The following is a 20,404-nucleotide window of genomic DNA, read 5'->3' on the forward strand; positions in this document are numbered from 1 at the left end:
GCCGCGCTATGCGGTGCGCGGTTCCTTGTCCACCTGCCAGGTCTGGCCCTTGCTGACGAGCTTTTGCAGGTCCGCGACCTTGCCCTCGCTCGCCGCCGTATTCTGCGCGACGACCGCGCTCTCGAACGTCGGCGCGGGATCGTCATAGATCACGCCCAGCGCCATCGGGAACGGCCCGAACGGCATTTCCACCAGCAGATGCGCGAGCATCCGGTTGGTGACGTCATGCACCAGCACGCCAGCCGTATCGCCATCGACCACATCGACGACCATCAGCGTCAGGCTCCCGGTATCGAGCGCCAGCCCCTTCGTCCCGCCCGCAAATACCAGCGGCTTGCCATGTTCGACCCACAGCTGGTGCCCGGCATTCGCCTTGTCGGTGAATGACGCGAAGACATCGGCGTTATAGACGATGCAGTTCTGGAAAATCTCGACAAACGCCGCGCCCTTGTGCGCGTGCGCCGCCTTGAGCACTGCGGGCAGATTCTTGTTCACATCGATCCCGCGCGCAATGAACCGCGCGCCGCTGCCCAGCGCAAACGCGCACGGCTTCGCCGGATGATCGACCGACCCGAACGGGGTGGAGGGCGATCGCGTCCCCTCCCGGCTGGTTGGCGAATATTGACCCTTGGTCAGCCCGTAAATTTCGTTGTTGAACAACAATATCTGGCAATCGAGGTTACGGCGCAGCAGGTGCATCGTGTGATTGCCGCCGATGCTCAGTCCGTCGCCATCCCCGGTGATGATCCACACGTCCAGATCGGGATTGGCCAGCTTCACCCCCGTCGCCACCGCCGGCGCGCGACCGTGGATGGTGTGGAAGCCATAGGTCTCCATATAATAGGGGAAGCGCGAGGAGCAGCCGATCCCGCTAACGAACACCGTCTTCTCCGGCGTCGCGCCAATCTCCGGCATCGTCCGCTGCACCGCTTTCAGAATCGCATAGTCGCCGCAGCCGGGGCACCAGCGGACCTCCTGATCGGTCTCCCAATCCTTGGGCGTCGAGGGGCGGATGGTGGTTATCTCGTTCATGCCAAAGCCTCCTCGATCGCCGCCTCGATCTCGTGGATCCGGAACGGCTGCCCCGACACCTTGTTGAGCGGTCTGGCGTCGACCAGAAACTGATCGCGCAGCAAGGTCTTGAGCTGCCCGGTGTTCATCTCCGGCACCAACACCTTCGCGTAGCCCTTGAGCAAATCACCCAAATTCCGCGGCAATGGCCAGATATGCCGGATATGGATGTGCGACACATCCAGCCCCTTGCGCCGCGCCCGCCGCACCGCCTGCGTGATCGGGCCATAGGTCGAACCCCAGCCGACCACGACCAGCTTCCCGCCCGGCGCGCCCTGCTCGACCAGCTGATCCGGCACCGCGATCCCCGCGATCTTCGCCTGGCGGGTGTCGGTCATGCTCTGGTGGGTGGCGGGAGCATAATCGATATTGCCCGTGCCCGGCGCCTTCTCGATCCCGCCGATGCGGTGGAGCAGGCCCGGCGTACCCGGCCTGACCCATGGCCGCGCCAGCCGGTCGTTGCGGGCATAGGGCAGGAACTTTTCACCCTCGGGCGGCGGATCGGTGCGGAATTCCACCGGGAATGGCGGATAATCGCCCATGTCCGGCACCTTCCACGGCTCGGCGGCATTCTGCAGATAACCGTCGGTCAGCAGCATCACCGGGGTCATATATTGCGTCGCGATCCGCACCGCCTCGATCGCCACGTCGAAGCAATCGGCGGCGGAACGCGCGGCGATCACCGGCACCGGCGCGTCGCCATTACGGCCATAGACCGCCTGATACAGGTCCGACTGCTCGGTCTTGGTCGGCAAGCCCGTCGACGGCCCGCCGCGCTGCGCATTGACGATCACCAGCGGCAATTCGGTCATGATCGCCAGGCCAATCGCCTCGGTCTTCAGCGCGATCCCGGGCCCCGATGAACAGGTGACGCCCAGCGACCCGGCATAGGACGCCCCGATGGCAGAGGCGACCGCCGCAATCTCGTCCTCCGCCTGAAACGTCGTGACCCCGAACTCCTTTAACCGCGCCAGATGGTGCAGGATCGCGCTCGCCGGGGTGATCGGATAGCCGCCATAGAACAGCTTGAGGTTCGCCAGCTGCGCCCCCGCGACCAGCCCCATGCTGATCGCATCCGCGCCCGTTACGGTGCGGTACAGCCCCGGCTCGACCGGCGCGGCGGGTACATGCAGCTGCCCGATCCCGGTCGCGCCCAGTTCCGCCGTCTCGCCATAGGCGTGTCCGGCATTCAGCGCCGCGATATTCGCCTCGGCCAGCTCGGGCACCTTGGCGAACTTCGCCTTAAGCCACTCCACCAACGGCCCGCGCTCGCGGTCGAACATCCACAGCGCCAGCCCCAGCGTCCACATGTTCTTGCAGCGCAACGCTTCCTTGTTGCCGAGGCCAAAGGGCTTCACGGCATCGAGCGTCAGCTGCGAGATATCGAGCTTGAGCAGCTGCCATTTGGCGAGGCTGTCGTCCTCCAGCGGGTTCTGCGCGTACTTCGCCTTGTCCAGGTTGCGCTTGTTGAACTCGCCCGCGTCCGCGATGATCAGGCCACCGGGCTTGAGGTCACCGACATTGGTCTTGAGCGCCGCCGGGTTCATCGCCACCAAAACGTCGGGCGCGTCGCCCGCCGTCTCGATCGCCGCGGATCCGAAATTGATCTGGAAGGCGGAGACCCCGAACAACGTCCCCTGCGGCGCGCGGATCTCGGCGGGAAAGTCGGGGAAGGTAGCGAGGTCATTGCCCGCCAGCGCGGTCGACAGGGTGAACTGCCCCCCGGTCAGCTGCATCCCGTCGCCGCTGTCCCCGGCAAATCGGACGACCACCGCTTCGGGCGGCGGATTGGCGGAAGCCTCTTCGGGCGTGACCTGATGGGCGGCTGTGGCCATTCAGTCTCTTCCTGCAATGTCGTCCCATCCTCTGCGGGACGGTATGCAGGAGAGGTTAGAACGATGGCGCGCGGTTGCAACCGCTTCTTTTACCGATCCGTCCGCGCCGCGCCGAGCGTGAGGATCGACGCGACATGCCGCGCCGATACCTCCATCGCATCCGCGCCATAACCGCCGCCCAGCGCACTGGCGAGCGGCAGCCCGCGCCACCGCGCCAGCGTGCCGATCCAGCGATCGCGCGCCACCAGCCCCTCGCGGCTCAGCCCCAGCCGCCCCAGCCGGTCGCCCGCCCATGGATCGACCCCGGCCTGATAGAGCAGGATCGTCGGCGCGAACGCATCGATCAGCCCAGGCAGGCTGGCGGTCAGCGCGTCCATATAGCCGGCATCATCCACCCCGTCGGGCAGCGCGACGTCCAGCGTCGAGCGGGCTTTGCGCACCGGGAAGTTCTTCTCCGCATGGATCGAATAGGTCGCGATTTCGGTGCGCCCTGCGGTCAGCGCGGCGGTGCCGTCGCCCTGATGCACGTCGCAATCGACGATCAGCACCCGTTCTCCCTCCTCCGCCAGCCGGTGCGCGGCGATCGCAAGGTCGTTGAACACGCAGAACCCCGCGCCGGTCGCGTGCAGCGCATGGTGGCTGCCGCCTGCGGTGTTGGCGGCAAAGCCCCGCTGCTGCGCGATCTTCGCGGCCGCATAAGTCCCGCCCGGCACTGCCAGCGCCCGCGCCGCCACCTCTGGCGTGATCGGAAAGCCGATCCGCCGCTCCTTCTCGCGCGGCACCCGCGTCTCGATCACCTCCGCGACATAGTCGGGATCGTGCACCGCCTCGACCCAGTCGCGCGGCATCGGCTCGGGCTCATGCCATTCCAGCGCATCCCCCAGATCGCGCAACAGATCGCGGACGAGGCCATTCTTGTTCCACTGATACTGGCTGCGCGCGGGCGCGGGCGCGACGTAGAGCGGGTGGTGGACGACGGTGATGGCCGTCCCGCCGCTCACGCCGCCAAAGCCTCCAACGCCTCCTGCGCCTCCAGCCACGTCACTTCCGCCGCCTCGATCGCCTTCACCACCACGCCGCGCTGCTTCATCAGCTCGGTCATCGTCAGCTTCGCCAGATCCGGCGCAGCGCTCGCAGGATCGAACATCGCGCGGTCGATTGCGCTCAGCTTTTCCTGCAGCTTGGCCAGTTCCGCCTCCGCCGCCTTCGCGGCCTTGCGCATCGCATTGCCCTTCTCGCGCGCCTCGGCCGCCTCCCGCCGCGCATCCTTGCGGTTGACGCCGCCCTTCGCGCTGCCCTCGCCCTTCGGCTCCTTGGCCAGCACGAAGGCAATGTAATCCTCGATGCTCCCGTCGAACGGGCGTGCGGTGCCGCCATCGACCAGCACCAGCCGGTCGGCGGTCATCTCGATCATGTGCCGGTCATGGCTGACGATCACGACACAGCCCTGATAGGCGGTCAGCGCCTGGATCAGCGCCTCACGCGAATCGACGTCCAAATGGTTGGTCGGCTCGTCGAGGATCAGCATGTGCGGCGCGTCGCGGGTAATCAGCGCCAGCGCCAGCCGCGCGCGCTCGCCGCCCGACAGCTTGCCGACCTGCGTCATCGCCTTGTCGCCAGCAAAGCCGAACCGGCCGAGCTGCGCGCGCACCGCAGCAGGCTTCTGGCCGTCCATCAACCGCTGCATATGGTCGAACGGCGTCTCGTCGCTGTGCAGCTCCTCGACCTGATACTGGGTGAAGTATCCCACCCGCATCTTGGCCGAAGCCGCCTTCTCGCCATCCAGCGGCGTCAGCTGCGCCGCCAGCAGCCGCGCCAGCGTGGTCTTGCCGTTGCCATTGCGGCCCAGCAGCGCGATGCGGTCGTCCGGGTCGATGCGCAGGTTGAGCCGCGACAGGATCGGCGTCCCGTCATAGCCGACACTGGCATGGTCCAGCGTGATCAGCGGCGGGCGCAGCTGGTCGGGATCGGGAAACCCGAACGCCAGCGTCGGATCATCGACCACCGCCGCAATCGGCTGCATTCGCGCGAGCGCCTTGGCCCGCGACTGCGCCTGTTTCGCGGTCGATGCGCGGGCCGAGTTGCGCGCGACATAGTCCTGCAGCTTCGCCCGCTCGGCCAGCTGCTTCTCACGCGCCGCCGCCTGCTGCGCCTGCCGCTCGGCCTTTTGCCGCTCGAACTGGTCGTACCCGCCGGGATAAAGCGTCAGCTTGCCCTTATCGAGGTGCAGGATGTGATCGACGACATTGTTGAGGAAATCCCGCTCGTGACTGACGATCACGATCGTCGCGGGGTAGGAAATCAGGAAATCCTCCAGCCACAGCACCGCTTCGAGGTCGAGATGGTTCGACGGTTCGTCGAGCAGCAACAGGTCCGGCTGGCTGAACAGCAACGCCGCCAGCGCCACGCGCATTCGCCAGCCGCCCGAAAAACTGTCGAGCGGGCGGTGCTGCGCCTCCTCGTCAAAGCCGAGCCCGACCAGGATCCGTGCCGCGCGCGACGGCGCAGTATAGGCGTCGATCGCCCCCAGCCGCTCATGAATCTCGCCCAGCCGGTCGGGGTCTTCCAGCCCCTCGGCCTCCGCCATCAGCGCCGCGCGCTCGATATCGGCGGCCAGCACCGTCTCGAACGGCGTGGTCTTTCCGGCCGGCGCTTCCTGCGCGACATAGCCGATGCGCGCGCCGCGCGGCATGTCGGCGCTGCCCTCATCCGGGTCGATCTGCCCGGCGATCACCTTGACCAGCGTCGACTTGCCCGCACCGTTGCGCCCGACCAGCCCGATCCGCCCGCGCGGGGGCAATGCGGCACTGGCGCGGTCGATGATCGTGCGCCCGCCCAGGCGGACGGTGATGGCGGAAAGGTTCAGCATGGCGGCGCGCCTAGCACCGCCACCCGATTCAGGAAAGCCGCCCCTCGAAATCGGCGTATCCGAACGACTTCACGATCCGCAGATCGTCGGTCCGGCTGTCCCACAGCGCGATACTCGGCAGCGGGACGCCGTTGAACGTCGTCGTCTTGACCATCGAATAATGCGCCTGATCGAGAAACGCGAAGCGCTGCCCCGGCACCGGCCATTCCGGAAAACGGAAATCGCCCAGGATATCGCCCGCCAGGCACGACGGCCCGCCCAGCCGCACCAGCACATCGCCCTCCTCGCCCAGCATCGCGGGACGATAGGGCGCCTCGATCACGTCGGGCATGTGGCAGGTCGCGGAGATATCGACCACGCCGATCGGCATGCCGTTGGTGAACACATCGACGAACTCGCCGACCAGGATGCCGGTATCCAGCGCAATCGCCTCGCCCGGCTCCAGGATGACCTCCAGCCCCGTCTCCTCGCGCACTTGGCGTAGGAAATCGACCAGATCGTCGCGCTGATAATCGGCGCGGGTGATGTGATGCCCGCCGCCGAAATTGAGCCATTTCAGCTGGCCGAAATAGGGTTCAAGCCGCGGCTTCAGTGCCTCCCAGGTCCGGCGGAGCGGTGGAAAATCCTGCTCGCACAGCGAATGAACATGGATGCCGTCCACGCCGTCGAGATGCTCGGCCTTCAGCTGATCGGCGGGGAAGCCGAGCCGCGAATGCGGCTGGGCGGGGTCGTATTTCTGGACCTCGCCCTCGCTATGCATCGGGTTGAGGCGCAACCCGACCTCGAACGTCTCGCCGCGTGCGCGCGCCGCCGCCAGCTCGCTCTTCATCGCGGCATGCTGGAACGGGGTGTTAAAGATCACATGATCGGAAATCGCGCAGACCTCCGCCATGTCCGACTTTTTATAGCCCGAACAATAGGTTGCGATCTCGCCATGATAGTGATTCTTGGCGAGCCGCGCTTCCCACAGGCCCGACGTCGCCACCCCGTCGAGATATTTGCCCACCAGATCACCCAGCGACCACATCGAAAACGCCTTGAGCGCCAGCAGGATCTTCACCCCCGCACGGTCGCGCACATCGGCGATGGTCGCGAGGTTCCGCTCGACCGCCGCCGCATCGACGACGAAGCATGGCGATGGCACCCGGCTCAGGTCGAACCCGGCAAACGCGCCCGGATCACCGGCCTTGGTGGACATCACGGGCGACGCGGCACGGGTTTCCATAAATATCGTCACCCCGGCGAAAGCCGGGGTCTCCCAGTTTGAGCGTAACGCGCTTGCCGCACGAGACCCCGGCTTTCGCCGGGGTGACGGCAAGCGATCAGAACTTCAGCGGCTCGGCCAGTTCCTTGACCTGCCACGGCAGGCCATGCTGGTTCAGCATGTCCATGAAGGGATCGGGATCGAACTGCTCCATGTTGAACACGCCCTCGCCGCGCCAAATGCCATTGAGCATCAGCGCCGCACCGATCATCGCGGGCACGCCGGTGGTGTAGCTCACCGCCTGGTTGCCCGTCTCCTCGAACGCATCCTCGTGATCGCAGACGTTATAGACGTAGAAGGTCTTCTCTTCCCCGTCCTTGGTGCCGGTCGCGATATCGCCGATATTGGTCTTGCCCTTGGTCGTGGTGCCCAGCGTCGACGGCTCGGGCAGCACGGCCTTCAGGAACTGCAGCGGCACGATCTCGCGGCCTTCGTACATGATCGGCTCGATCGAGGTCAGTCCGACATTCTGCAGCACGCGCAGATGCGTCAGATACTGTTCGCCGAACGTCATCCAGAAGCGCGCACGCTCCATTTCGGGGATGAACTTGGCCAGGCTTTCCAGCTCCTCATGGTACATGAGGTACATGTTCTTCGCGCCGACCTGATCGAACTCGAACACCTGCCGGGTCGACAGCGCCGGGGTCTCGACCCATTCGCCATTTTCCCAGTGCCGCGCGGGCGCGGTGATCTCGCGGATGTTGATCTCGGGGTTGAAGTTGGTCGCGAAATGCTGGCCGTGATCGCCACCATTGCAGTCGAGAATGTCGAGCGTGCGGATCGTGTCGAGCAGATGCTTCTTGATGTACATCGCGAACACGCTGGTCACGCCCGGATCGAAACCCGAACCGAGCAGCGCCATCAGCCCCGCATTCTTGAAGCGGTCCTGATAGTCCCACTGCCAGCCATAATGGAACCGTGCCTCATCGCGCGGCTCGTAATTGGCGGTGTCGAGATAGTCGGTGCCGGTGTTGAGGCACGCATCCATCAGGTTCAAGTCCTGATAGGGCAGCGCCAGGTTGACCAGCAGGTTCGGCTTGACCTGCTCGATCAACTTCGACGTCGCGGCGACGTCATCGGCATCGACCTGCGCGGTGTCGATCGTGACGCCAAAGCGCTCCTTGACCGATTCGGCGATCGCATCGCACTTGAACTGACGGCGGCTGGCGAGCGTGATCTTGCCGAACAGCTCGGGATTCTTCGCCATCTTGTGCACCGCGACCGACGAAACGCCGCCTGCGCCGATTACGAGAACGTCCTTCACGCCTTTGTCCTTCCTCAACTGTCCCGGGGGAATGCGGCCCCCATATGGGACCCGCGCGCCGGATGCAAAGGGCGAAGCACAGGCTGGCCCCAAGCCGCTGGATTCCCCTATGGATGCGACATGAGCATGACGATCCGACGCAGGACATTTATCGGCGGCGCGGCCGCATTCGGCCTCAGCGGCACCGCCGCCGCGCAATCGGCGCAGAAGGTGTTCGCCCCGCTCCCGCCATGGCCGCCACGCGAAACGCTGATGCTGTGGCCGACCCTGCCGCCCGGCACCCCGCCCGGAATCGCGCCGTCGAAGGAACCGGTCCCCCTGCCCCCCGGCACGGCGCAGCGCTGGGAAAAGGGCATCCGCCACCCCTATATCGGCGTGTTCCGCCCGCAGCGGCCCGACGGGCGCGCGGTTCTGGTGATGCCTGGCGGCGGCTATGTGTTTGTCAGCCTGATCAATGAAGGGGTGAATGTCGCACGCGTGCTCAACCCGCTCGGCATCACCGTGTTCGTCCTCGCCTATCGCCTGCCCGGCGAAGGCTGGTTCAACCGCACCGACGTGCCGCTGCAGGATGCCCAGCGCGCGATGCGCCTGATCCGCGCCAATGCCGCGCATTACCGCATTGACCCCAAAAAGCTCGGAATCCTCGGCTTTTCCGCCGGCGGGCATCTCGGTGGTACGCTGACCGTCGGCCATGCCGATCCGGTCTACAAGCCGCGCGACACCGCCGACAGCCTGTCCGCCCGCCCGGATTTCTCCGGCCTGATCTACCCGGTGACCCAGTTCGCCAGCGCCGGCCCCAACAGTCGCTCCGGCCCGAACCTGTTCGGCGGCCCGCCGCCCGCCGGTGCCGCTTCCGCCCGTTTCGACGTGCTCACCCGCGCCAGTCCCGCAATGCCGCCCCTGTTCCTGTGCCACGCGATGGACGACGGCACCGTCTCGGTCGGTCAGAGCATCGCGCTGGTCGAAGCCGCCCGCCGCCACAAGGTGCCGGTCGAGGCGCATCTGCTCGAACGCGGCGGCCACGGCTTTGGCGCGCTCTCGCTCCCCGCGACCAATCCCGGTCACAAATGGCTGGAATGGTTCGCCACCTGGACCGCGACGCACGTGAAGTAATCGGACCTTCCCCGAAAGGGGGAGGAATTGGTTGCAAACCCGTACCGACCGTCGCACCCTCACCTAACAAAGGGGGAGGACACATCATGCACAGCGCCATCTTCGGCCCGGTCATCGCACTGATCGGCTGGACGCTCATCATGTGGCTATGGATGTACGCCACCCGCATCCCGGCGATGAAGCGCGCAAGGATCGACGTCGCCAACCTCACCGGCGGCACCGGCGCGGACCTGCGCGCCAAGATCGAAACCAAGGCACAATGGCCCGCCGATAATTACAACCATCTGCTCGAACAGCCGGTACTGTTCTACGCGATCTGCATCGTGCTGGCGCTGATGGGTCAGGGCGACAATCTCAACGCGACCATCGCCTGGGTCTATGTCGTCCTGCGCATCGCCCACAGTCTGATTCAGGTCACCACCAACCGCGTGATCATCCGCTTCTCGCTGTTCGCGCTGGCGACGATCGCACTCATCATGCTGACGGTCCACGCCGCGATGGCGTATTGGGGCGTGAGCTTCCACTAAACTCACCGTCGTCTTGGGCTTGACCCGGGACAGGGCTTCTTCTTCACCGCACCCCGGCGCAAGGCCGGGGCGACGGGTCACGGGAACAACCGGGCCAAACTCCGCTCCAGCATCATCAACTGCCACAAGGTCCGCCCATGCTCGGCGCGCCCTGACCGATGCTCCTCCGCCAGCCGCGCAATCGCCTTCGGCTCGAACCACCCGCTCCCCGCTAGCACGCGCGATCGCGCCAGCCCCGCCGCTTCCTCCGCCAGCGCCTTGCGGAACCACGCTGATACCGGCGTCACGAACCCCATTTTGGGCCGATAGAGAATGTCCTTGGGCAGATACGGCTCCAGCGCCTTCTTCATCAGCCACTTGCCCTGCCCGCCCCGGATCCGCATCGACGCGGGCAGCGTCGCGGCGAACTCCACGAAGCGATAATCCAGCAGCGGCTCGCGCGCCTCCAGGCTGACCGCCATGCTGGTGCGGTCCATCTTGGTCAGGATGTCGCCGGGCAGCCAATGCTTGAAGTCGGCATATTGCGCCCTGTCCAGCCCGTCGCGCGCTGGAGCCTCCCGCATCGTCTCAACATAGCGCGTCTCGGCGCGATGCCCGCCCAGCGTGGCCCGGGCCGCATCGGTGTACAGCCCGCTGCGCACCTCCGGCGTAGTCACCCCCACCGCCTTGGCATAGGCCGCCCCGCCTTCATCCGCCAACGCCAGCAGCGTAGTCTTCGCGCGCAGCGGGCGCGGCGCCCAGTCCGCCTTGGGATAGACCCGCCCCAGCGCTCCGAACATGCCGCGCACCGATGCCGGGAGCACAGCGCGCACCCGCTCCTCCGCCGCGTGGAACTTGTACCGCCGATAGCCCGCCAGCGCCTCGTCCGCGCCATCGCCCGACAGCGCCACCGTCACGCTCTCCCGCGCCAGCTCGCACACACGATAAGTCGCCAGCGCCGACGCATCGGCAAACGGCTCGTCGAAATGATGCACCAGCGTGTCGATCAGCGCATAATCGTCCGCCGCGACGGTCTTCACCCGATGCTGGGTCGCGAACCGCTCCGCCACCAGCGCGGCATGCGCCGTCTCGTCATAGCCCGCCTCGTCGAACCCGATCGTACAGGTCTTGACGGCCGCCCGGCTCGCCTCTGCCATCAGCGCGACCACCGCGCTCGAATCCACCCCGCCCGACAGAAATGCGCCCAGCGGCACATCGGCGATCATGCGCGATCGCACCGCGCTGCGCAGATGCTGGATCAGCTCCGCCTCCAGGTCGCGCGCCGACCCCTTGGCCCGCTGCGAAAAGTCGATGTCCCACCATTTGACCGGCGCCGCCACGGGCCTGCCGCGCTCCAGCAACAGATAATGTCCGGCGGGCAGCTTCTTCACCCCCGCCAGCACGCTGGCGTCATCGGGGACGTATCCCAGCCCCAGAAAATCCTCGACCGCGTTGAAATCGGGAGTGCGACGGAACAGCGGATGCGCCAGCAATCCCTTGATCTCCGACGCGAACGCCACCGCCCCGTCCGACAATTCGGCATAATGGAGCGGCTTCACCCCCATCCGGTCGCGCGCCAGCAACAGCGACTGCGCCCGCGCGTCGTATAGCGCAAAGGCGAACATCCCGTTGAGCCGCTCCAACAACCTCGGCCCCCATGCGCGCCAGCCATGCAGCAGCACTTCGGTGTCGCTATGGCTGACGAACGCCGCGCCCTTCGCTTCCAGCTCGGCGCGGACCTCCTGGAAATTATAGATTTCGCCGTTGAAGCTGACGACGACATCGCCCTCCGGCGTCGCCATCGGCTGCCCGCCGCCGGCCAGGTCGATGATCGACAGCCGCCGATGCCCCAGGCCTACGCCGGGCGCGGTCCACACGCCTGCGCCGTCCGGCCCGCGATGCACCAGCGCATCGGTCATCGCTCGAACACGCGCCGCGTCCACCGGCTTGGGCGTCCCGGGATAGTAAAGGCCAGCTATGCCGCACATCAGTCAGTCGTTCCCCGCCCGGTTCCGTCTCACGGCTTTCGCGGGGATGGCGCGCCGGTGCAAGAGCACAGCCGCCCGTTCGCCGCTCAATCGACTCCCGCCGCCCGATCCGCCAGCACATCCACCGGCGGCATTGCTCCCAGGAACCGCTTGATCGCCGCGCGCGTCGGCAGGTCGCCCTTTTCCGCCGAGACCATCACAGCCACCGCGCGCTGCCGCCCGCCGAGCAGCTTCGCCTTGAGCGTCTCCGCCTTCATCCGCGACGGGCTGCCGGTAACGACATCGCCGACGCGATACCAGGTCACGACCTCGCGCTCGACCGGCCCCGGAGCGGTCATGCGCAGCGCACTTCCGCCCTCCAGCTCGGGGAGATCCTCGATCCGCACCCAGCTGTCATTCTCCCGGATCGCGCCCTGCCCGAACCCGACCAGCTCCTTGCCCTCGCGCTGGCTGGCATAGACCGCGATCACCAGATCGACCTGCGCGCCCATGCCGTCGGAATAGCGCGTCATGACGAAATGATCCGCGCCGGGGAAGTTCGGCTTCCAAACCGCACGCGTGCTCAGCGGCCCTTGCACCCACCCCGCCACCCGCGGCGCGACGATCCGCGCGGGCAGCGTATCCGCGCGCGTCGCGATCACCCCGGCCCAGGCCATGAACAGGCTCACCACGGTCAGCGCCACCAGCGCCACCACCGCCGGCATCTGCGCCGTCCCCGGCCAGCGCGCCTGCAGCCTGGCGGGATCGAACCACGGCGCGTCGGGATCGCGGTCGAACCATTTCCACCCGATCGCCAGCACGCCCGCCATCACCGCGCCAAAGAACACCCAGCCATAGAGGATATGGTCGAACCCCGTCGCCGCCTCGACCGACGTCAGGTACGCGGCATAGACCGTCCCGAACGCCCGCACGCCATTCGCCAGCATCGGCACGATCAGCGCCACGCCCATGAAGGCGATCCGGCGCGGCCAGCTGACGTAACAGACATTGGCCACCAGCGCGCCGTACGCGATCATCGCGATGACGAACTTCGCGCCCGAACAGGCCTCGGCCACCTCGAAATAGCCGTTCGGCGTGGTGATCAGCACGCCATCGACATGCGCCGGCACCCCGAACAGGTCGAGCAACGGCACCAGGATCGCGACCGTCAGGTCCTGCAGCGGCTTTTCCAGCCCCTCGCCGAACGGCACCAGGAAGATCATGTAGGCCAGCGGAAACGCCAACGCGCGCACCACATTGGGTCCCAGCAGCGCGACCGCCGCGCCCTGCAGCATCACCACCAGCCCCAGATGCCGGAACAGCGCCACGCCCGCCGCATCGCCGAGCAACCACGCCCCGGCGCCGCCAGCGACCACGACCAGCCCCGGCCACCAGGCGGCGGGCGGCACATTGGCGAGATCCACCCGCCGTTGCCACACCAGCCAGCCGACGACCGGCGCGACGAACAGGCAATGGCCGAAGGTGGTGTTGGTCCAGTAGATGGCGGCCAGATCGCCGACATCGCCGCGGAACAGGATCAGCAGCAGCGCCCATACCCCGGCCAGCATCGCCGCATGCCGCTGCCACACCGTGTCGAACAGCGGCTGGCCTGCCGCGACCGGGACCGCCGCGCTCGCCATGTTCAGGCCGCCGCCGGGCGCGCCGTGCGGCGGTCGGTGCGGCCGCGCAGCCCCAGAATATCGTCCAGCACCGACAGGCGTGCATCCCAGCTATAATGGTCGATCACGCGCTGCCGGGCGAGCGCGCCGAACTCCGCGCCCGTTTTCGGATCGGACAGGATCCGCGTGACCGCGTCGGCGATCTCGCCGACCGTTTCGCCGACCTCGATCGTGCCGCCATGGTCGATGCCGGTCGCCGCAGCCGCCGAGGCCACCACTGGCCGCGCCATCGCCATCGCCTCGAGCACCTTGTTCTGAACCCCCCGCGCCAGCTTCAGTGGTGCCACCACCACCGATGCCGCATGCAGCCAGGGACGGACATCCGCCACCTCGCCGGTCACGGTCACGCCCGGGTGCTTGGTCAGCGCCTTGACTGCGTCGGTCGGCTTACGTCCGACAATGGCAAAGCGCGCATTGGGATGGCGCAGCCGGATATGCGGCAGGATCGTCTCGACGAACCAGGTCACCCCTTCGATATTCGGGCGATAGTCCATCTGGCCGGTGAACACGATCAGCTCGCCCATCGTATCGATGCGCTTGAACTGCGCGCCGGGGTCGAAAATGCTGGTGTCGATGCCGTTGCACACCGCATGGACCCGCTGGGCCCCGGTGCGCGCGCGGAACAGCTCCGCCTCCTCTTCGCTGACGAACAGGCTGGCATCGGCGCGCGCGGCGATCGCCTTCTCGTGCGCGCCGAGCAGCTGTGCCTCGCGCCGCATCATCCAGCCTGTGAAGCCGCGGCTGGTCGCGCCATAGCTCGCGAACTTGGCCGAATCCATGTCGACAAAATCCATCACCACGCGCTGACGCGGGCGCAGCGGCACATATTGCGCCATCTGGCTGGAAAAGACGTAGATCGTGTCGATCGCATGCCGCGCCAGCATCGACTCCACCGCGCGATGCACCTCGGCATTGTCGAACGCGGTCAGCGATACCGGCCGGTGCGACAGCAGCGACTGGACGCCCGCCAGCGCCTGCGGCTTGCTGCGCCACACGATCTGACGATTGCCGGTCAGCTTGGCCAGGCCCGACTTGCGCTTGAGGTCGGCGGGATCGTCGGCGAACGCCACCAGATGCACGCGCTTGCGCTCGCTCAGGTAGCGGATGATGTTGAACGCACGGATCTTGTCGCCGCGATCGGGGGGAAACGGCACGCGATGCGCCAGGAACAGGATATCGCCCATCAGCCGAGCCCCCGCGAAATCCACGGGCCCACGCGGTTGGCGATGGCGAGCGGCAGCTTGCTCCAAACTGCGACCTGCAGCCGGTATTTGGGATTGAGCGGATTGGCGTCGCGGATCGCCGCGCCCTCGGCGACGCGGTCATAATAGGTCAGCGGCAGCGGCTCGAACCCCCAATTCTTCTTGAACGCCGCAGCGCCGGTGCCGACCTTCGACCGGCCGAAATCGAAGCGGGTACAGCCACGATCACGGGCATGGCGCATCAGCTCGAAATACATGCGGTCATTGGCGCGCAACCGGCGCGCCTCCGCCGTGCCGCCACCCCAATAGGGGAATACCGTTCGCCGCCAATAGAGACTCAACACAGCGGACACCGGCCTATCCTCACGCCGCACAACCAGTACATCGGCTGCGCTACCGAATTCCTGCAACACTTCCGTGAACAGCGCACGCGGAAATACCGGAGTACCCAGATTGCGCACCGATTCCGCATAAACGGCGTAATGCGCCGCGACGTCCGCAGGATCGCGCCCGACCGAGACTGTCAGGTCGGTGTCCAGTGCCTTGCGCACCTCGGCGCGCTGCTTGCGCGGTATGGCGAGCAGTTCGGCATCGTCATCCTCGGCGAGCGGACGGACGAAGCCGAGATAATGGCTGTCGTCCACGCTCCAGTCCGGCCCAGGCCGCGGCCCGCCGCGCACCTCGACACTCGGACAGCTCAGCCGCTGCGCCAGCGCCCAGCTCGCCTCGGCCAGCGCCTCGGCCACCACCGGCTTGTCGGCAAGGATGCCGCCGCCCACGCCGAACCCGGCTGACGCCAGCACGCGCCCGAACAGCGGCGAATGCAGCTCGGTCAGCGGCATCACCCCGACGATGCCGCGCTCGCCACGCTCGGCGACCAGATAATGGCTGCGTTGTCCGCACCCCTTGGCCACCGCCGCGCTCCATGCGGGCAGGTGAAACGGCGTCGCGTCGCGATGCTCATGGACATAGGCGCCGATCCGCGCGCGATCGATCGTATCGCCAAGATCGGCGACACGCAGCGTCAGCGGGCGCAGCTGGATCGGCGCGTTCACGCGGCAGCCTCCAGCACCGGCGCGCGATCGAGCAACGCCGCCTCCGCCGCCGCCACCCGATCGGTCCGGTCCCAGCGATGCGCCGCGAACAGCGTCCGCAACTTCCCCGCCATCGCCCCCAACCGGCTGTAATGCCGCAGCTTCGACTTGAGCGGCGCATTCTCGACACGCGGCTGGCCCGGATCGACCTCCCATGGATGGAAGTAGAACACCGCCGGCTGCCCCTGCACATTCATCGCGCGGATCGCCCCGTGCACGACGCTTCCGGGCAACAGGCGGAAAAACCCACCCCCCGTCGTCACCTCGCGCCCCAGGAACCGCGCGGTGGTCACCGGCAGCTCGATCAGGTCGCACCCGGGCACCGGGCGATAGGCGCGGCGCGGCGCGTCGGCCCAGCCATAATGGTCATGCCCGATCGGCGCGACGCTCGACGAATAGGCATAGCCCTCCTCCGCCAGCACCTGATGCGCCCAGGGGGTGCGGACATCGATCGAAAAGCTCGGCGCGCGATATCCGCTCACCTTCTGCCCGGTCGCGTCCTCCAGCACCGCGCGTGCGCGGGCGATGTCGGCGCGAAACTGTTCCGGCCCCATGGTGAACACGCGCTGGTGATCCCAGCCATGGCTCGCCACCTCATGCCCCGCATCGGCAATCCGCCGCATCAGCGCGGGATAGCGCTCGGCCACCCAGCCCAGCGTGAAGAACGTCGCCTTGACACCCCCCTCGCCGAACAGCGCCAGCACCTTGTCGGTATTCGCCTCGACGCGATGCTCGAGCGACGCCCAGTCGTCGCGCGCGATCACCGTCTCAAAGGCGCCGACCTGGAACCAGTCCTCGACATCGACGGAAAGGGCGTTGGCAACCATCGTCAGGCAGCGGCTCCCCGCCGCGTCGGCCGGGCATCCTCGACCTCGATGAAGTCGACCATCAGCGTCAGCACACGGCGCAGCGCCGCATCCTGTTCCTCGATCCGCGCCTCCAGCCGCGCGAACCGCGCGGCCAGATCGGCATCCACCACCGGCACGGGCGCAGCTGCCGCAGCAGGCGCCGCCGGAGCCGACACTTCGCGCCGCAACGCGTCACGCGCCGCCTGCGCAGCCTCGGCCGGCGCCGGAACCGGAGCCGGGCGCGCCGGAGCCGAAGGCGGCATCGCCCCCGCAAGATCGCCCTCGAGGTCCGCGATCACGGCCTCGACATCGGCGCCGGTAAAGCTCGTAATCTCCTCGATCGCGCCAAGCAGCAGCACACGGCCGGCAAGCAAATTGACCTTGCGCGGGATCCCGCCCGACCAGCGATAGATTGCCGCCACGGCATCATTGGTGAAGCGCGGCTTGCCCCGCCACCCGACGCACGACAGTCGGTGGATCAGATACGGCTCCAACTCGTCCGCACCCATGCCCTCCAGCGCGTGCATCGCGATCACCCGCTGGCGCAGCTGGTCGAGCCGCGGATCGGACAGCCGCGCACGAAACTCGGGCTGGCCAAGCAGGAAAATCTGCAGCAGCGGATAGCCGCCCGCCTGGAAGTTGGAGAGCATGCGCAGCTCCTCGAGGCTCTCGATCGGCAGCGCCTGCGCCTCGTCGGCGATCAGAAGCGTCCGCCGCCCCTGCCGCGCCACCGCGTGCAGCTGCTTCTCGATTGCCGCGAGCAATTGCGCCTTGGCCAGATGCGTGCCGTCGATGTTCAGCCCCGCCGCGACCATCAGCAACAGGTCCTCGGCCTCGACCTGCGTCGTCACGATCTTGATGACGTGCAGCCGCTCGGGGTCGATCGTTTCCATCAGGTGACCGACCAGAGTCGTCTTGCCCGCACCCGGGGCGCCGGTGATGACGATGAACCCCTCGCCCTGGCTCAGGCCATAGCCCAGATAGGCCATCGCCTTTTTGTGCGTGGCCGTATCGAACCAGAACGCCGGGTCCGGCGTCAGCTGGAACGGTCGCCCGCTCAGTCCGTAATGGTCGTCGTACATGCTGCCATTCCTGGACCAAAAACCTTCAGAAACCGTAGCGAAGGCCAAGCTGCGCCTGCGCCTGCGTGCTGCTGCCCTCGCCATCGACCTCGAAGCTGGAAACGCCGAGCGATGCCACCGCGCTCAGTGGGCCGAAATTGTGATAATAGGACCCCGCCGCGCCGCCGCCGAATACGCCCGGCGCACCGGCGATGCCGCTCTGGAAATAGTTGACGAACACGTTGCCGTTCACCCCGGACCGGCCGCTCAGCGCGCGCGATGCGAACAGCTGGGCGTAATATGTGTCGTCGCTGCTGCCGGCCAGGACTGAGCTGCCTGCGGGGACCAGATAGCGCCGATTGGCATAGCCCGCCCCCAGCCCCAACGTGGTGCGGCCGGAATTCATCGCCAGCACGCCGGTAATTCCGCGCGCACGGTAATTGGCGCTTGCGACTGATCCCAGCGCATTGGTCAGGCACCCGCCCGCCGCCGTGCCGCTATCGCCGAAGATGCAGCCATCGAACTGATCGCCAAACCCATCGGTCGGAACGTTGAAGCTGGTCGGCAACGCGGCAAGATCGCTGGCGAGCTGGCGGCCAAAGCTCTGCACCGAATCATACACCCCGACCTGCAACCCCGAACGGCGCGAGATCTGCCACTGCAGCGAGCCAGTGTAGCTCATCGAATCATAGCGACGGCCCGCCCGCGCTTCCAGCATCAGCCGCGCATTCGGCTTGTACAGCACCCCCGCGTCCCAGAAGATACCCTCGATTTCGTACGCGATCCGCGGCGGCGACGCCGGATCGGTGACAAACCGCCCTGCCCCGTCACGCACGATCGCGCCGGTGCCATCGCGCAGCGCGTCCTTCTGCGTGATCTCGATTTTCTCGTAGCCCACGCCACCCACGACCGCGAGCCCGCGACCGATCGGCAGCACGGCGTCGACGCGGCCATATTTGCCGTCGAACTTCTGGTCGAGCTGGCTCATCTCCTCGCGCTGCCACGCGCCCGCGACGCTGAGGCCCACGGGCAGGATCGTCCCCGCCTTCACCCCCGCGCGCACCTGCGCGAGGTGGTTCGTGGAGCTGTCGAACACATCGACCGGCGGCGCCGCCGGGTCGATCGACGAAATCGTCGGCGCCTCGACCTTGGTATAGCCGAAGCGATAGGCCGCACTCACGCTCGCCGGGCCGTTACCGGTGTGGAAGGTCGGCCCGCCATAGACCGAATAGACCTGCGCCACGTTGCGGACATTGCCCGCCAGATTGGTCGGGGCATCGCCGCGAATGTCGCTGCGCGCCCGCGTCGCCAGCGCGCCGCCCTCGACCGTGAATCCGGGCGCGACCTTCACCGCCGCACGCGCCAAGCCGCTATGCGTATCCTGATCGGCAACCGGCTTCTGATAGTCGAAGCGGCGCTCATACTTATACGACAGCTGCACCTCGACCCGGCGCGTCTGGATCGACGCATCGACCCCTGCACCGATGGTGGAGTAGGTCAGCACCTCGCCCCCGCCCGACAGGTCGGCGACCAGCACCTGCCCCGCGTCGACATAGGGGGTGATGGTCTTGCTCTTGTCCTTCGCCAGAGCGGGCGCAGCGATCATCGTGGTTGCGGCCAGCGCCGCGGCGAACAGCCTCATTGGTCGGGCTCCCCATAATAGGCGCCATAGCTCCCGAACCGGCGCCCATTGGGTTGGATGGAAACGCTGTTGAGCAACAACTGGATATGGTCGCACCCGTCGAGCAGGCCGACGGCGTCGCGCAGCTCGCTCTCGCGCGTGCGGTCGGCGCGGACCACCAGCATTACCTGACCTACATGGCTGGCGAGCGCGCTGGCGGGCGATGCGGCGAGGATCGGGGGCGAATCGAAAATAACGATGCGGCGCGGATTGGCGGCTGCCAGCCCGTCGAGGATCGCATGGGCCCGTTCGCTGGCGAGCAATTCGGTATCGGCGACGCTGCGCGTACCTGCAGGCAGGACCGACAGCTGCGGCACATCGGTGTCGATGATGCAGTCCTCGACATTCGCGACTCCACCCGACAGCGCGTCGAGCAGCCCCGGGCCGTCCCGCGCGCCCAGTCGCTGGAGCACATCGGGCTTGGCGAAATCGGCGTCGACCAGCAGGATTTCGACATCCTTTTCCGCCGCCAGCGACAGCGCGAGGTTGATCGCACAGAACGTCTTGCCGTCATTCGGCTTGGCCGAGCAGACCAGAATCATCCGCGACCGGTCATCAGAGCCTTCACCGCCAGCCGCACGAATCTGCCGCGCGGTAGTCAGCAACTGGCGCTTCACCAGCCGGAATTCCTCCGCCAGCGCGGTCACGGTCGCGCCGGGCACGAGCATGCCGTGCTCGGCCAGCTTCTTGCGATCGATCGCCACGCGCCGACGCGTGCTCGGCTCCTGGACGGAGTGCGCGGCAGCGACCGGCTCGGGCCGGACCAGCGGCGCACGCGGCGCTTCGACCGCGCCGAACACCGGAATGTCATGGCGCGGTTTCGCTACCGGAGGAGCAACCGGGGCCGCAGCCGCCTGCTGCGCAGCTTGGCGCTGGACGAACGCCTGATGCGCCGCCGCCCGTTCCACCAGCGATCCGCCAAGGCGTTTGGGAGTCTGGTCGTTCATCGC

General features: G+C 67.0%; 16 protein-coding genes. 2 read left to right on the plus strand and 14 right to left on the minus strand.

The window, feature by feature from the left end; translation table 11 throughout:
- Positions 1–6: 6 nt before the first annotated feature.
- From ACO05N_RS16355 to ACO05N_RS16380, 6 genes are all read right to left on the minus strand, one after another.
- Positions 7–1,032 carry a 2-oxoacid:ferredoxin oxidoreductase subunit beta gene (locus tag ACO05N_RS16355; protein ID WP_422058049.1) on the minus strand — a complete coding sequence of 342 codons (1,026 nt, stop codon included), beginning with the start codon at positions 1,030–1,032 and terminating at the stop codon, positions 7–9.
- Positions 1,029–2,906, minus strand: coding sequence for a 2-oxoacid:acceptor oxidoreductase subunit alpha (locus ACO05N_RS16360; protein ID WP_422058050.1), 1,878 nt, complete (start codon positions 2,904–2,906; stop codon positions 1,029–1,031). The genes ACO05N_RS16355 and ACO05N_RS16360 overlap by 4 nt, the downstream gene beginning before the upstream one ends.
- Before the next feature lie 89 nt (positions 2,907–2,995).
- Complete coding sequence (locus ACO05N_RS16365) at positions 2,996–3,907, minus strand: histone deacetylase (protein ID WP_422058051.1); 912 nt, start codon at positions 3,905–3,907, stop codon at positions 2,996–2,998.
- Complete coding sequence (locus tag ACO05N_RS16370; RefSeq protein ID WP_422058052.1) at positions 3,904–5,775, minus strand: ABC-F family ATP-binding cassette domain-containing protein; 1,872 nt, start codon at positions 5,773–5,775, stop codon at positions 3,904–3,906. Before ACO05N_RS16370 ends, ACO05N_RS16365 begins: the two co-directional genes overlap by 4 nt.
- Positions 5,776–5,803: 28 nt before the next feature.
- Positions 5,804–6,973: a carboxynorspermidine decarboxylase gene (locus tag ACO05N_RS16375; RefSeq protein ID WP_422058053.1), complete on the minus strand. Its 1,170-nt coding sequence runs from the start codon at positions 6,971–6,973 to the stop codon at positions 5,804–5,806.
- 124 nt (positions 6,974–7,097) lie between these two features.
- Positions 7,098–8,303 (minus strand): saccharopine dehydrogenase family protein, encoded by a 1,206-nt coding sequence (locus ACO05N_RS16380; protein ID WP_422058054.1) that lies wholly within the window; start codon positions 8,301–8,303, stop codon positions 7,098–7,100.
- 120 nt (positions 8,304–8,423) lie between these two features.
- Here ACO05N_RS16380 and ACO05N_RS16385 point away from each other — a divergent pair, with 120 nt between their 5' ends.
- Both ACO05N_RS16385 and ACO05N_RS16390 read left to right on the plus strand, forming a co-directional pair.
- Complete coding sequence (locus ACO05N_RS16385) at positions 8,424–9,416, plus strand: alpha/beta hydrolase (protein ID WP_422058055.1); 993 nt, start codon at positions 8,424–8,426, stop codon at positions 9,414–9,416.
- An 86-nt stretch (positions 9,417–9,502) separates the two neighbouring features.
- A complete protein-coding gene (locus ACO05N_RS16390; RefSeq protein ID WP_422058056.1) occupies positions 9,503–9,943 on the plus strand; it encodes an MAPEG family protein in 441 nt (146 codons plus the stop codon).
- Positions 9,944–10,020: 77 nt separating this feature from the next.
- Here ACO05N_RS16390 and ACO05N_RS16395 read toward each other — a convergent pair whose 3' ends face one another.
- The 8 genes from ACO05N_RS16395 to ACO05N_RS16430 all read right to left on the minus strand — a co-directional run bounded on the left by ACO05N_RS16395 (position 10,021) and on the right by ACO05N_RS16430 (position 20,401).
- Positions 10,021–11,910 (minus strand): XrtA/PEP-CTERM system amidotransferase, encoded by a 1,890-nt coding sequence (locus tag ACO05N_RS16395; RefSeq protein WP_422058057.1) that lies wholly within the window; start codon positions 11,908–11,910, stop codon positions 10,021–10,023.
- 86 nt (positions 11,911–11,996) lie between these two features.
- Positions 11,997–13,529, minus strand: a complete 1,533-nt coding sequence (gene xrtA / locus ACO05N_RS16400) for an exosortase A (RefSeq protein WP_422058058.1) — start codon at positions 13,527–13,529, stop codon at positions 11,997–11,999.
- A 2-nt stretch (positions 13,530–13,531) separates the two neighbouring features.
- Positions 13,532–14,752 carry a TIGR03087 family PEP-CTERM/XrtA system glycosyltransferase gene (locus ACO05N_RS16405; RefSeq protein WP_422058059.1) on the minus strand — a complete coding sequence of 407 codons (1,221 nt, stop codon included), beginning with the start codon at positions 14,750–14,752 and terminating at the stop codon, positions 13,532–13,534.
- Positions 14,752–15,825, minus strand: coding sequence for a FemAB family XrtA/PEP-CTERM system-associated protein (locus ACO05N_RS16410; RefSeq protein WP_422058060.1), 1,074 nt, complete (start codon positions 15,823–15,825; stop codon positions 14,752–14,754). Before ACO05N_RS16410 ends, ACO05N_RS16405 begins: the two co-directional genes overlap by 1 nt.
- Positions 15,822–16,691, minus strand: a complete 870-nt coding sequence (locus ACO05N_RS16415; protein ID WP_422058061.1) for an XrtA system polysaccharide deacetylase — start codon at positions 16,689–16,691, stop codon at positions 15,822–15,824. Before ACO05N_RS16415 ends, ACO05N_RS16410 begins: the two co-directional genes overlap by 4 nt.
- 2 nt (positions 16,692–16,693) lie before the next feature.
- On the minus strand, positions 16,694–17,794 hold the full coding sequence (locus ACO05N_RS16420; protein ID WP_422058062.1) for an AAA family ATPase: 1,101 nt from the start codon (positions 17,792–17,794) through the stop codon (positions 16,694–16,696).
- A gap of 25 nt (positions 17,795–17,819) precedes the next feature.
- Entirely contained in the window at positions 17,820–19,415 is a 1,596-nt protein-coding gene (locus ACO05N_RS16425; protein ID WP_422058063.1) for a hypothetical protein, read from the minus strand.
- Positions 19,412–20,401: an AAA family ATPase gene (locus tag ACO05N_RS16430; protein ID WP_422058064.1), complete on the minus strand. Its 990-nt coding sequence runs from the start codon at positions 20,399–20,401 to the stop codon at positions 19,412–19,414. Before ACO05N_RS16430 ends, ACO05N_RS16425 begins: the two co-directional genes overlap by 4 nt.
- Positions 20,402–20,404 lie beyond the last annotated feature (3 nt).

This window comes from Sphingomonas sp. (genome assembly GCF_965227385.1).
GTDB lineage: Bacteria > Pseudomonadota > Alphaproteobacteria > Sphingomonadales > Sphingomonadaceae > Sphingomonas.

Bases quoted from the DNA above. Each gene is read 5' to 3' on its own strand.
- ACO05N_RS16355 (WP_422058049.1), bottom strand. From the start codon at position 1,032: ATGAACGAGATAACCACCATCCGCCCCTCGACGCCCAAGGATTGGGAG.
- ACO05N_RS16360 (WP_422058050.1), bottom strand. From the start codon at position 2,906: ATGGCCACAGCCGCCCATCAGGTCACGCCCGAAGAGGCTTCCGCCAAT.
- ACO05N_RS16370 (WP_422058052.1), bottom strand. From the start codon at position 5,775: ATGCTGAACCTTTCCGCCATCACCGTCCGCCTGGGCGGGCGCACGATC.
- ACO05N_RS16375 (WP_422058053.1), bottom strand. From the start codon at position 6,973: ATGTCCACCAAGGCCGGTGATCCGGGCGCGTTTGCCGGGTTCGACCTG.
- ACO05N_RS16385 (WP_422058055.1), top strand. From the start codon at position 8,424: ATGAGCATGACGATCCGACGCAGGACATTTATCGGCGGCGCGGCCGCA.
- ACO05N_RS16390 (WP_422058056.1), top strand. From the start codon at position 9,503: ATGCACAGCGCCATCTTCGGCCCGGTCATCGCACTGATCGGCTGGACG.
- ACO05N_RS16395 (WP_422058057.1), bottom strand. From the start codon at position 11,910: ATGTGCGGCATAGCTGGCCTTTACTATCCCGGGACGCCCAAGCCGGTG.
- xrtA (WP_422058058.1), bottom strand. From the start codon at position 13,529: ATGGCGAGCGCGGCGGTCCCGGTCGCGGCAGGCCAGCCGCTGTTCGAC.
- ACO05N_RS16405 (WP_422058059.1), bottom strand. From the start codon at position 14,752: ATGGGCGATATCCTGTTCCTGGCGCATCGCGTGCCGTTTCCCCCCGAT.
- ACO05N_RS16415 (WP_422058061.1), bottom strand. From the start codon at position 16,691: ATGGTTGCCAACGCCCTTTCCGTCGATGTCGAGGACTGGTTCCAGGTC.
- ACO05N_RS16420 (WP_422058062.1), bottom strand. From the start codon at position 17,794: ATGTACGACGACCATTACGGACTGAGCGGGCGACCGTTCCAGCTGACG.
- ACO05N_RS16425 (WP_422058063.1), bottom strand. From the start codon at position 19,415: ATGAGGCTGTTCGCCGCGGCGCTGGCCGCAACCACGATGATCGCTGCG.
- ACO05N_RS16430 (WP_422058064.1), bottom strand. From the start codon at position 20,401: ATGAACGACCAGACTCCCAAACGCCTTGGCGGATCGCTGGTGGAACGG.